The organism is Kitasatospora sp. NPDC007106 (genome assembly GCF_040634455.1).
GTDB lineage: Bacteria > Actinomycetota > Actinomycetes > Streptomycetales > Streptomycetaceae > Kitasatospora > Kitasatospora arboriphila.
On the sequence record NZ_JBEYFP010000165.1, the window covers coordinates 1 to 10,773 of the forward strand.

10 protein-coding genes are annotated in these 10,773 nt (G+C 72.9%); 6 read left to right on the forward strand and 4 right to left on the reverse strand.

Going from position 1 to position 10,773, the window contains the following annotated elements; translation table 11 throughout:
- Nucleotides 1-331 precede the first annotated feature (331 nt).
- From ABZ641_RS16035 to ABZ641_RS16050, 4 genes are all read left to right on the forward strand, one after another.
- A complete protein-coding gene (locus tag ABZ641_RS16035) occupies nt 332-1,735 on the forward strand; it encodes a sugar porter family MFS transporter (protein WP_344624308.1) in 1,404 nt (467 codons plus the stop codon).
- Between the two features lie 124 nt (nt 1,736-1,859).
- Nucleotides 1,860-2,552 (forward strand): alpha/beta fold hydrolase, encoded by a 693-nt coding sequence (locus ABZ641_RS16040; RefSeq protein WP_359982354.1) that lies wholly within the window; start codon nt 1,860-1,862, stop codon nt 2,550-2,552.
- Nucleotides 2,553-2,648: 96 nt separating this feature from the next.
- Entirely contained in the window at nt 2,649-4,001 is a 1,353-nt protein-coding gene (locus ABZ641_RS16045) for an MFS transporter (protein ID WP_359982357.1), read from the forward strand.
- Between the two features lie 57 nt (nt 4,002-4,058).
- On the forward strand, nt 4,059-4,574 hold the full coding sequence (locus ABZ641_RS16050) for an HAD domain-containing protein (RefSeq protein ID WP_344624311.1): 516 nt from the start codon (nt 4,059-4,061) through the stop codon (nt 4,572-4,574).
- On the opposite strand, the gene ABZ641_RS16055 is transcribed toward ABZ641_RS16050, so the two are convergent.
- The 3 genes from ABZ641_RS16055 to ABZ641_RS16065 form a co-directional block, all read right to left on the reverse strand.
- Nucleotides 4,568-4,954 (reverse strand): nuclear transport factor 2 family protein, encoded by a 387-nt coding sequence (locus ABZ641_RS16055; protein WP_359982364.1) that lies wholly within the window; start codon nt 4,952-4,954, stop codon nt 4,568-4,570. The two genes, ABZ641_RS16050 and ABZ641_RS16055, sit on opposite strands and share 7 nt — an antisense overlap.
- Nucleotides 4,955-5,032: 78 nt before the next feature.
- Nucleotides 5,033-5,821, reverse strand: a complete 789-nt coding sequence (locus ABZ641_RS16060) for a CPBP family intramembrane glutamic endopeptidase (protein ID WP_359982367.1) — start codon at nt 5,819-5,821, stop codon at nt 5,033-5,035.
- A 161-nt stretch (nt 5,822-5,982) separates the two neighbouring features.
- Entirely contained in the window at nt 5,983-7,485 is a 1,503-nt protein-coding gene (locus ABZ641_RS16065) for a glutamate-cysteine ligase family protein (RefSeq protein WP_344624314.1), read from the reverse strand.
- A gap of 338 nt (nt 7,486-7,823) precedes the next feature.
- Between ABZ641_RS16065 and ABZ641_RS16070 the strand changes: the two genes are divergently transcribed.
- A complete protein-coding gene (locus ABZ641_RS16070; RefSeq protein WP_359982370.1) occupies nt 7,824-8,396 on the forward strand; it encodes a hypothetical protein in 573 nt (190 codons plus the stop codon).
- 354 nt (nt 8,397-8,750) lie between these two features.
- Nucleotides 8,751-8,942, forward strand: a complete 192-nt coding sequence (locus ABZ641_RS16075) for a DUF5999 family protein (RefSeq protein WP_344624316.1) — start codon at nt 8,751-8,753, stop codon at nt 8,940-8,942.
- Nucleotides 8,943-9,060: 118 nt separating this feature from the next.
- On the opposite strand, the gene gcvP is transcribed toward ABZ641_RS16075, so the two are convergent.
- A partial coding sequence (gene gcvP / locus ABZ641_RS16080; protein ID WP_359982373.1) for an aminomethyl-transferring glycine dehydrogenase occupies nt 9,061-10,773 on the reverse strand: 1,713 nt, incomplete at its 5' end.

Consider the following 10,773-nt stretch of genomic DNA (forward strand, 5'->3'; position numbering starts at 1 on the left):
GCGGCCTCGGCCGACGGCCCGCGCCCCGGCCGGGCCGCTCGGCCGTAGGACGTGTCTTCAAAGGGCACACGGACACCGCATGGGGCGCGTGGGGGCATATCCCGGCCGAAGGCCCCCACGCGCCCCTGAACCGACCGCCCGAGCACCCTTTGACGACGGTTCCTGGCCGGGCCGGCGTGTCCGGGCATCCGGGTGACGGCGTCCGGGTGACCTCCGTCGCCCGGCCGGCCCGGCCCGGCGGGCGGTGGGGGCGCGGAACTGATGGACTGTGGGACGTGCCCTGTCCATCCGGCCGAGCAGGAGGGCCGCCGACCGCCGAGGAGCCGCTCGCGTGTCCATCTCCCCGCCGGACGCCGAGGACCACCTCGGCCACGTCGTCTTCATCTCGGCCGCGGCCGCGATGGGCGGTTTCCTCTTCGGCTACGACAGCGCCGTCATCAACGGTGCGGTGACGGGCATTCAGCAGCACTTCGAAGTGGGCAACGGCACGACGGCGTTCGTCGTCGCGATCGCGCTGCTCGGCTCGGCGTTCGGCGCGGTGATCGCCGGCCGGCTCGCCGACCACCTCGGCCGGGTCCGGACGATGCTGCTGGCCGCGGTGCTGTTCGCGATCAGCGGCGTCGGCTCGATGTTCCCGCCGAGCATCGGCCTGCTCGGCTTCTGGCGGGTCGTCGGCGGCATCGCGATCGGCATCGCCTCGGTGATCGCCCCCACCTACATCGCCGAGGTGGCACCGACCGCGTACCGGGGCCGGCTGGCCTCCTTCCAGCAGTTGGCGATCGTGCTCGGCATCACCGTCTCGCAGCTCGCCAACTACGCGCTCAACCAGGCGGCCGGTGGCGAGTCCACCAACCACCTCGGCGGCATCCAGGCCTGGCAGTGGATGCTCGGCGTGGAGGCGATCCCCGCGCTGGTGTACGGGCTGATGGCGCTGGCGATCCCGGAGTCGCCGCGCTACCTGATCGCCGACCGGCGCGAGGAGCAGGCCCGCGAGGTGCTCGCCGAGGTGGAGGGCCCGGACGTGGACCTGGACGCTCGGATCGCCGAGATCCGGGCGGTGCTGGAGTCCGCGCACAAGCCGCGGGCGAAGGACCTGCTGGGCGGGCGGTTCGGGCTGCTGCCGATCGTCTGGGTCGGCATCGGCGCCTCGGTCTTCCAGCAGTTCGTCGGCATCAACGTGATCTTCTACTACTCGTCCTTCCTCTGGCAGTCGGTCGGCATCAACGAGTCGAACTCCCTGCTGATCAGCCTCTCCACCTCGATCGTCAACGTGATCGGCACGGTGCTGGCGATGTCCCTGGTCGACCGGATCGGCCGCAAGCCGCTGGCCCTGGCGGGCTCGGTCGGCATGGCCCTCTCGCTGGGCACCGCCGCCTGGGCGTTCTCGTTCCGGCAGGGCACCGGCGACAGCGCGACGCTCGACCAGACCTACGCCACGGTCGCCCTGGTCGCCGCGCACGTCTTCGTGTTCTGCTTCGCCTTCTCCTGGGGCGTGGTGGTCTGGGTGCTGCTCGGCGAGATGTTCCCCAACCGGATCCGGGCGCTGGCGCTGTCGGTGGCGGCCTCCGCACAGTGGATCGCCAACTGGGCGATCACCGTCTCCTTCCCGGACCTCGCCGACTGGAACCTGTCGGCAACCTACGCCGTCTACGCGGGGTTCGCGCTCCTCTCCATCCCGTTCGTGGTCTTCTGCATCCGGGAGACCAAGGGGCGGGCCCTGGAGGAGATGGGCTGACGGCCGGGGCCGCTCACCCGATCGGCGCGGTGCGCGTCCCCCGTGCCGCACCGCCGCCGCGCATAGCATCGTCCCCGCACCCGCCGCCCCGCCGCGTTCACGCGGCCCACCCCACGGAGAGGCCATGGGCAGTTCCCCGCAGAACGTCACCTTCCCTAGCAACGGGGGCACGGCACACGGCTACCTGGCGGTGCCGCCGCAGGGCACCGGTCCGGCACTGGTGGTCGTCCAGGAGTGGTGGGGCCTGACCTCGCACATGGTGTCGATGGTGGACCGGTTCGCCGCCGAGGGCTTCGTCACCCTCGCGCCGGACCTGTTCGGCGGCGCCACCACGCACGACCGGGAGGAGGCCGCCCGGATGCTGCGCGAGCTGCCGACCGACCGGGCCGCCCGCGACCTGCGTGGTGCGGTCGACCTCCTGCTCGGGCTGCCGCACGTGGTCGGCGACGCGGTCGGCGTCGTCGGGTTCTGCATGGGCGGCGGGTTCGCCCTGGTGCTGGCCGCGCAGGAGGGCGACCGGGTCGCCGCGGTGGTCCCCTTCTACGGCCTGCCGAGGATCCCGGACTACGACTACCGCGGCCTGACCGCCCACGTGCTCGGCCACTACGGCGAGGAGGACCGCTCGATCCCCCAGGAGGCGGTGGACGAGGCCGCGATGCTGATCGGCGAGGCCACCGACCGGCGGCCGGAGATCCACTTCTACCCGGCCGGACACGCCTTCATGAACGACGAGAACCTGGCCGGCACCTACGACCCGCTGCAGGCCGACATCGCCTGGCAGCGCACGCTCAGCTTCCTCTGGGGCCACCTCGGCTGAGCCGCCCGACCGGGTGCGTGCCCGGGCCGTCCCCACCGGACGGCGGGCACCGGAAACCGGATGGACATCGCGCGGCGGAACACCGATAGTCTCCGGGTGACCTCCCCCGCCTCCCCCGCCGACGCACCCACCGGCCCCTCCGCACCCCGCCCGTTCGCCTGGGCGGGACGGAACTTCCGTATCCAGACGGCCGCCACCGTGGTCAGCGGGCTCGGCAACGCCGCCGCGCCGATCGCCACCGCGTTCGCCGTGCTGGAGGCGGGCGGCTCCACCACCGAGGTGGGCTGGGTGACGGCGGCGCGGCTCGTCCCGCTGGTGCTCTTCCTGCTGGTGGGCGGCGCGCTCGCGGACCGGCTGCCGCGGCACCACGTGATGGTCGCCGCCAACCTCTTCAACGCGATCTCCCAGGCGGTGCTGGCGGCCCTGGTGCTGTCCGGCGCGCCGCCGGTCTGGGCGCTGGTGCTGCTCTCCGCCACGGGCGGCGCCGGCCAGGCGTTCTACGCGCCCGCCTCCGAGGGCATGATCATGGAGAGCGTGGCCGCCGAGCACGCCGGCAAGGCGTTCTCGGTCTACCGGATGGCGATGAACGGCGCGCAGATCGGCGGTGCGGCGCTCGGCGGCGCGCTGACCGCCGCGGTCGGGCCCGGCTGGGTGCTGGTGCTGGACGCGGTCGGCTTCGCCGTCGCGGGCGGCCTGCGGGTCTTCCTGAAGGTCTCCCCGGCACCCCGCGACGCCGCCCACGAGAGCGGTCTCGTCCACGAGCTCCGGCTCGGATGGCGCGAGTTCGCCTCCCGGCGGTGGCTCTGGGCGGTGGTGCTGCAGTTCTCCGTGGTGGTCGCCTGCGTCGGCGCGGTGGAGACGGTGTACGGGCCGGTCGTCGCCGACCTCCGCTTCGGCGGTGCCCGCGCCTGGGGCGTCGCGATGGCCGCCTTCGGCATCGGCATGGTCGCGGCCGGCGTCCTGATGACCCGCTGGCAGCCGCGCCGCATCCTGCTCACCGGCAACGGGGGCGTCTTCCTCTTCGCGCTGCCCGGACTGGCCCTCGCGGCCCGCACCGAGCTGCCCGTGCTGGTCGCGGCGATGTTCGTCTCCGGCGCCGGCGTCACCGTCTTCGGCGTCAACTGGATGGTCGCGCTGCAGCAGGAGATCCCGTCCGAGATGTTCTCCCGGGTCAGCGCGTACGACCACCTCGGCTCGATCGCGCTCACCCCGCTCGGCACCGCGATGGCCGGGCCCGCCGCCGACGCGCTCGGCCTGGACGGCGCGCTGTGGACATGCGCGCTCGTCACGCTCGCCCTGGCCGCCGCCGTCCTCGTCGTCCCCGAGGTCCGCCAGCTCAGCCGTCCGCTGCCCGGGCCTGCCCCGGCCGGCGCCCGCGAACCGGCCGACGCCACCGAACCGGCCGGCGCCCGCGAACCGGCCGGCACCACCGAACCGGTCGGCGTCTGAGCAACCGGGCGGCCCCGCGGCGCGTCCGTCACCGGTACAGGCCGAGGGGGAGAAGGCATGCCGGACGCACCACTGCTGTACATCGACGTCGACGGGGTGCTCAACCCCGCCGACCCGTACCCGGCGGACGGCTTCCGACGCCACGAACTGCTCGGGTACGAGGTGCTGCTCTCCCCCGTCCACGGCGAGTGGCTGCGGGAGCTCTCCGGCACCTACCGGCTGTGCTGGGCCACCACCTGGCAGGAGTCCGCCAACGAGCACCTCGCACCGCTGCTCGGCCTGCCGGAGCTGCCGGTGGTGGGGGTCAACCGCTACGTCCGGCAGCCCGGCGACCCGCGGACGAGGCTCGCCGAGCTGTTCTCCGGCTTCAAGTGGGCCCCGATCCTCCGGCACGCGGCGGGCCGCCCGTTCGCGTGGATCGACGACGTCATCCCGCCCCGGCTCGTCCGGAACTCACTGCTGCGCCCGGACCGCCTGCTGATCCCGGTCGACCCCCACCAGGGGCTCGAACGCCACCACGTCGACCGCCTGCTCCGGCGCCCGCCCCGCGCCTTCCGGCGCCCGCGTCACTGATCCACGCCGGGCGGGACGCGGGTGGCCTGGTGGTAGTACATCCGCCAGCCGCCGTCCCGGCCCCTGCGCCAGATCGAGCTGTGCCGGCTGCGGCACCCGCCCAGCACCGCCTCGAACGTCAGGTGCACCAGCCCCGGCGCGAGCCGCACGCCCGAGATCTCCGAGGGCTCGTACTGAGGCCCGTCCGCCGAACCGCCCGGGTGGCCCGCCAGCTCCGCGAGCATCGTCGCGTACGTCCACCGCCGCCCCGACCCGCCGACCTCCACGAACCCGGGGTCGAGGAGCCGGCCGGCGAGCTCCGGCGAGGAGCGCACCCGCGGATCCATGAGCTGCAGCTCCCCCGCGATCGCCTGTTCCACCTCATCCGCTGCACTGTCCATGGACACATCCTTCCCCCGCCCACCGCCCCCACCGCAACCGCATTCGGGGGCCGTGGGGGCCGCCGCCCGGGGCGGCCGTCAGGGCGTGGGCAGCCAGCTGACGTGCCCGGCGAGGAGGGCGTAGCCGACGAAGGCGACGGTGTCGATCAGGGCGTGGGCGACGACCAGCGGCATCACCCGGCCCCAGCGGCGGTACAGCAGGCAGAAGACCACGCCCATGACCATGTTGCCGACGAGCCCGCCGACGCCCTGGTACAGGTGGTACGACCCGCGCAGCACCGCACTGGTGACCACGATCGCCGGCCAGGACCAGCCCAGCTGGCCGAGCCGCCGCAGCAGGTAGCCGACCACGACGACCTCTTCGAGGATCGCGTTCTGCCAGGCCGAGCCGATCAGGACGGGGATGCGCCACCAGACGTCCGGCAGACCGGAGGGGGCGACGGTGAGGTTGAAGCCGGCGGCCTGGGCGGCGAGGTAGAGGCCGAGTCCGGTGCCGCCGATCGCGGCGGCGACCAGCGCGCCGCGCCCGAGGTCCCGCGCCTTGTCCCGGAGGTCGAAGCCGAGCACCCGCAGCGAGGCGCCCTCCCGCACCAGCAGGTAGCCGACCAGCACGACGGGCATGAGTCCGCGGGCGATGTAGTAGAGCTGCCAGGCGAGGTCGATCCAGGGCCGGCCCGGCGCGCGGGAGCCGTTGAGGGTGGCGACCTGCTGGCCGAGCGCGATCGGCTGGGTCAGCGAGTCGGCGAAGCTGATCAGGGCGGCGATGCCGCTGGCCCCGAGGGAGAGGCCGAGCACGATGAGCAGCTCGACGCCGAGCAGGCGGCGGGCCGGGGTGCCGGTCTCCGGCTCGGTCGTAACGCTGGTCACCTGGTCTCCCGCGCGGCGGCTCGCTCCCCGCGGCCGGCCGGCGCGCGGGCCCGTCGGCACGGACGGCCTCCGGGCCGATCATCCTCGCACACGCGGATGAGGGCGCCCCGCCGCGAGCGGCCGGTGGCGGGCACCGGTCGCGGGCGGCGGGGCGCGGCCGGTCAGCCGACCGGCCAGGTGTGCACCGGTTCGCCGGTGCGCATGTACTCCACGTACCTGCGGGTCATCGCGGCGATGGCGGCGGTGCGGTCCATGCCGAAGTGCTCGCGCAGCCGGTGCACGGTGGCGGCCTGCCAGGAGGCGCCGTTGGTGCGGCGCAGGCAGCGCTGTTCGATGACGCCGAGGTAGCGGTCGCGGTCGGCGGGTTCGATGCCCCATTCGTCGAGGCCCTGGTGGGCGAGCGGGAGCAGCTCGTTCAGCACGAGCTCGGTGACGGGGGTCGGGGCGGTGCCGCCGCGGCCGGCCCGGCCGTGCCGGGGCCAGTGCAGGACGGCGTCGATGCCGTGCCGGGCCGCGGTGTGGAAGTTCTCGTCGGCGCGTTCGAAGGGCAGCCTCGTCCAGACCGGCCGGGACTGTTCGGCGAGGACGCGGACCAGCCCGTAGTAGAAGGCGGCGTTGGCGAGGACGTCGGTGACGGTGGGCCCGGCGGGCAGGCAGCGGTTCTCCACCCGGAGGTGGGCGATGCCGTCGGCGACGTCGTAGACGGGACGGTTCCAGCGGTAGATGGTGCCGTTGTGGAGCCGCATCTCGGCGAGTTTGGGGACGCCGCCGGAGGCGAGCACCTTGACCGGGTCCTCGTCGTCGCAGATCGGCAGCAGGGCCGGGAAGTAGCGGAGGTTCTCGGCGAAGAGGTCCAGCGCGGAGTCCACCCAGCGCTCCCCGAACCAGGTGATGGGGCGCACGCCCTGTGCCTTGAGCTCCGCCGAACGGGTGTCGCAGGCCTGCTGGAAGAGCACCGGGCGGGTCTCGCGCCACAGTTCGCGGCCGAACAGGAACGGCGAGTTGGCGCCGAGCGCGACCTGGCAGGCGGAGACCGCCTGGGCCGCGTTCCACACGGGTGCGAACTTCTCCGGCGTGACCTGCAGGTGGAGTTGGAGCGAGGTGGCCGCGGCCTCCGCGACCATCGAGACCGACTCGACCGCGAGGTGCTCGACGCCCTCGATGTCCAGCGCGATGTCCTCGCCGCGGGCGGCCAGGATCTGGTCGCTGAGCAGGCTGTAGCGGTTGTTGTGCGACATGGCGTCCAGGCCGGTGTGGTCCAGGTCGAGGGTCGGCAGGATTCCGACCATGACGATCCGGGCGCCGGCGTCGGCCGCCTGCCGGTCCGCGTAGCGCAGGCAGGTGTCGACCTCCTCGCGGAGCTCCTCCAGGACGTGCCCGCCGAGCCGCCGCGGGGCGACGTTGACCTCGATGTTGAAACGGCCCAGCTCGGTCTGGAAGTCGGCCGAGGCGATGGACTCCAGCACCTGTGCGTTCCGCATGACCGGCATGCCCTGCTCGTCGGCCAGGTTGAGCTCGATCTCCAGGCCCATCATCGCTCTGGGGCGGTCGAAACGTCCCTCGCGCAGCATCCGCTCGAACACGTCCAGACAGGACTGGAGCTTGCGCCGGTACAGCTGCCGGTCGGACAGTTCAGCGCGAGTGGCCGCGACCTTCTCGCCCATGAGCGTCCTCCTCCCCTAGGTCGACCGTGCATGCATCATGCCCATCCGGAAGATCGATAGCCCGGGGTCTCGAACGCGGTGACGAGGGCAAGAACTGACGGACCGTCAGCCACGATCGGACTTGCTGCCCCACACCGAACGTGATAAGAAGGTCACCCTGCGCACCTGTTCGAGTAGAATTCGCACTGCGCTTCCGGCCGGTTTCCCGCCGCACGACAACCTCGTGCTCGCGTGGTTCCGTGCCCGCACCGCGATCATGCCCAACCGGACACGGCCAGGTCCCGCCACGCCGGTATGCCGCACTCGCACGCCGATCTCGCACGGAGAGGCGACCCGCCATGACTCTGCAGACCCCCCAGCCACCGCCGAGCGCCCTGCGCGCCGTACTGGCCGCCCTCGACGACGAGGGTGCGCTGAGCAAGCCCGCAGCCGCCGCGCTGCGCCATACCGCCGGCCCGCTGCTCCCCGCGCATCCGCTGGCCGTGTACGTACTGGAGGGGTCCGCGCTGGGCACCGCGCGGCGCACCGGCTGGCGGTTCCTCATCAAGCAGGGCAGCGGCGTCGTCGTCGCGGCGGCGGAGGTGACGGAGACGGTGGCCGGGCACACCTTCTCGCACTTCGCGGCCGGCCCCTACCTCGACTCCACCGTCCAGGCGCTGCGGCAGGCCTGGCAGCTCGCGCAGGGTTCACGGACGATCCGGCTGCCCCGACTGCTGACGATGCCGGGGCACTACGCCACGGCGCTGTGGCTGAACGGTTCGGCGCCGGACGGCGGGGACGACCTGCTGATCCCGCTCTCCCCCGCACCGCTCGGGGTGACGGCCCACCGGATCTACCGGGCGGGCGAGTTGCTGGCGGCGCTGGAACGCCCTCCGCTCGGCGGCGCCGCGATGCTGCTCAGCCAGAGCTGAACCGCCGCACGCCGGCCGGAGCGCGACCTCCGGACCGGCACCTCCGCATCACCCGGACGGGCCATCGGTCCTGACCTACCAGGGTCAGTAACCCGGTGGCCCGTCCGGCCGTTCCGGAACGGGTCGGCCGCCTGAACGGGTGATCTCCCGCGACGGGTTGTGGCTCATGTCACAAAAAGGCTGCGGGAAGGACTCGGGATGCCGACACTGGGAACCAGCGGATGTGGGGGCTTGTCCTACCCACCGGAGCGCCGGTTCACACCTGGGCCGGCGAGGATGATCCGCCGGCAGGGCGGCGCGCCACGGGGGTGCCGTGCGGCGGGGCAGGATCCGAGCGAAGCGAGGGTACGAGCTATGTGCCAGCACCGTACTGAGTGTCCTTCGGCCGAGTCGGCCGACCGCGAGGCGGCCGTACCGGTGGCCCGCCACCCCGAGCAGGGCTGGAGCCTGCTCTGCAACGGCGTCCTGCTCTTCGAGGACACCGGTGAACTGCTGCCCGACGGCCGGGTGATCGCGCCGCGGCGCCCGCTCGCCGTGGCGGCCTGACCCACCCGGCACCACCACAGCACCACACCACCGGCACCACCGGCACCACCGGCCGGGAGCGCCGCGAGGGCCCCGGAGGAATCGTCCTCCGGGGCCCTCTCCGTCATGCGCTACCGGCTCAGTTGCCGTACTCGTCCAGCGGCGGGCAGGAGCAGACCAGGTTGCGGTCGCCGTAGGCGCCGTCGATCCGGCTCACCGGCGGCCAGTACTTGTCCGCGGGGTTCACGCCGGCCGGGAAGACGGCCTCCTCGCGGGTGTACGGGTGCTGCCAGTCGCCGGCCAGCTCGGCGGCGGTGTGCGGGGCGTTGCGCAGCGGGTTGTCCTCGGCGGCCCACTCACCGGAGCCGACCTTCTCGATCTCCGCGCGGATCTGGATCATCGCCTCGCAGAAGCGGTCGATCTCGTGCAGGTCCTCGGACTCGGTGGGCTCGATCATCAGCGTGCCGGCCACCGGGAACGACATGGTCGGGGCGTGGAAGCCGTAGTCGATCAGGCGCTTCGCCACGTCGTCGACCGTCACGCCGGTCTCCTTGGTGAGCGGGCGCAGGTCGATGATGCACTCGTGCGCGACGAGGCCGCCGGGGCCGGTGTAGAGCACCGGGAAGTGCGGGGCGAGCCGCTTGGCGATGTAGTTGGCGTTCAGCACGGCCACCTGGGTGGCGCGCTTGAGGCCCTCGCCGCCCATCAGGCGGACGTACGACCAGGAGATCGGCAGGATCGCCGCCGAGCCCCAGGGGGCGGCCGAGATCGGGCCGACGCCGGTGGCCGGGCCGGCCTCCGCCTGCAGCGGGTGGTTCGGCAGGTACGGCGCGAGGTGCGCGCGGACCGCGACCGGGCCCACGCCCGGGCCGCCGCCGCCGTGCGGGATGCAGAAGGTCTTGTGCAGGTTGAGGTGCGACACGTCGGCGCCGAACTTGCCCGGCTTGGCGAGGCCGACCAGCGCGTTGAGGTTGGCGCCGTCGACGTACACCTGGCCGCCGGCCTCGTGCACCATGGCGCAGATCTCGGTGATCTCGGTCTCGTACACGCCGTGGGTGGACGGGTAGGTGACCATCAGCACCGAGAGCTGGTCGCGGTACTGCTCGATCTTGGCCTTGAGGTCCTCGACGTCGACGTCGCCGTCGACCAGGGTCTTGACCACGACGACGCGCATGCCGGCCATCACCGCGGAGGCGGCGTTGGTGCCGTGCGCGGAGGACGGGATGAGGCAGACGTCGCGCTGGGTGTCGCCGTTGGCCAGGTGGTAGGCGCGGACGGCCAGCAGGCCGGCCAGCTCGCCCTGGGAGCCGGCGTTCGGCTGGATGGAGACGGCGTCGTAGCCGGTGACCTCGACGAGCTGCTGCTCCAGGCCGTGGATCAGGCTGAGGAAGCCCTGCACCTGGTCGGCCGGGGCGAACGGGTGCAGCTGGCCGAACTCGGGCCAGGTGACCGGCTCCATCTCGGTGGTGGCGTTGAGCTTCATGGTGCACGAGCCCAGCGGGATCATGCCGCGGTCCAGCGCGTAGTCGCGGTCCGACAGGCGGCGCAGGTAGCGCAGCATGGCGGTCTCGGAGCGGTGGCTGTGGAAGACCGGGTGGGTGAGGTACTCGTCGTCGCGCAGCAGGGCGGCCGGCAGCGCGTCGGCGGTCTCGTCGAGCTCGCCGCCGGTGATGCCGAACGCGGCCCACAGCGCGGTGACGTGCTCGCGGGTGGTGGTCTCGTCGCAGGAGATCGAGACGGTGTCGGCGTCCACCTTGTGGATGTTGATGTTCGCCTCGAGGGCGGCGGCGACGACCTCGTCGGCGCGCTGCGGGACGCGGGCGGTGACGGTGTCGAAGAAGGCGCCGTGCAC